Annotated in this window: 2 protein-coding genes; both read left to right on the top strand. The window is 56.2% G+C overall.

Annotation, left to right across the window (positions count from 1 at the left end; genetic code table 11):
* On the top strand, positions 1-1,020 hold a 1,020-nt coding region (locus tag ACXJ7R_RS33435), incomplete at its 5' end, for an AAA family ATPase (protein WP_457155524.1).
* Position 1,021: 1 nt separating this feature from the next.
* A partial coding sequence (locus ACXJ7R_RS33430; RefSeq protein WP_457155523.1) for a hypothetical protein occupies positions 1,022-1,224 on the top strand: 203 nt, incomplete at its 3' end.

Here is a 1,224-nt window from a genome sequence, read left to right as displayed (position 1 = left end):
ACATCACTCTTCGAGTCTGACGGCGCAGCTATTCCGCTGGGCCTTTGGCCGGAGATTTTGCGCTCGCTGTCGAGGGAGCAGCGACTCAAGGCGCAACAGGCGCTTCAGGACGTGGACAATCTGCTAGAGAGGATTGAAGAAGCGCTGAGAAAATCTGCAGCTTCGTCGGAGGTGGCAAGGGTCATACTGCCGTTCGGGCCACCGCAGATATTGGATTCGTCGCGGTATATAGACGAGTTTTTCGCTTCATCCGTGAAGTATCTCGGCCCGTTACGGGATGCGCCCAAGCCTCTTTATCCACTGGCGCCATCCGCCGATCCCTATGACATAGGATTGCGCGGCGAGAACACGGCTTCAGTATTGGAGCAGCACAAGGGACGGCGGATTCGATACATCCCGTCGTCGCACTTCAAATCGCCATCGATCGAAAGACGAACGGTTACCCGAACGTTGGAGGCGGCGGTTGTTGATTGGCTCCAGTACCTTGGGATCGCAAGCTCGGTCGAGAGCAAGGACATGGGCAAGCTTGGGCACGAACTCAAAGTGGCGCTGGCCAACTCCGAGGGGAAGCATGATCTGACGCACGTCGGCGTCGGCGTCAGCCAGATCCTCCCGATCCTGGTCATGTGCCTACTTGCTGAAGCGGATTCGACGCTCGTGTTCGAGCAGCCAGAACTTCATCTACACCCGAAGGTGCAAACGCTGCTCGGCGATTTTTTCCTCTCCATGGCATTGTGCAACAAGCAATGCATCGTCGAAACGCACAGCGAGTATCTCATCGATCGCCTTCGGTTCCGAATTGCTTCCGCAGAAAAGGAACCCCTCACCGACAACGCGAAGATATATTTCGTCGAGAAGCCTGGTCCAAATTCGTCCTTCCGAGAGGTCAAGATCAATGAATATGGGGCCATTGTCGATTGGCCCGACGGCTTCTTTGACCAGTCTCAGCGGCAGGCAGAAGAGATACTTAGAGCAGCGGCGCTAAAGAGGAAACGCACAAGGGACAAGGGCGACGCCTGACATGCTCGACGTAACCATTGACGCTGGCGTCATCGCCGTGCCGTCCCCGGTCTCTTCCGCAGATCAGCTTCACGATTATGTGGGCACATTGTTGGATTGGAGCAAGCTGCTCGATGAGCCATGGGTGGCGATTCATATCAGCGAGGGGGCGGCAGAAGCGCTCGTTGAAGATCAACTGTATCCGCTACGCGACCAGCTCAAAGC

It is taken from the genome of Mesorhizobium sp. P5_C1, assembly GCF_054049815.1.
This window is presented reverse-complemented; position numbering and strand designations above follow the sequence as displayed.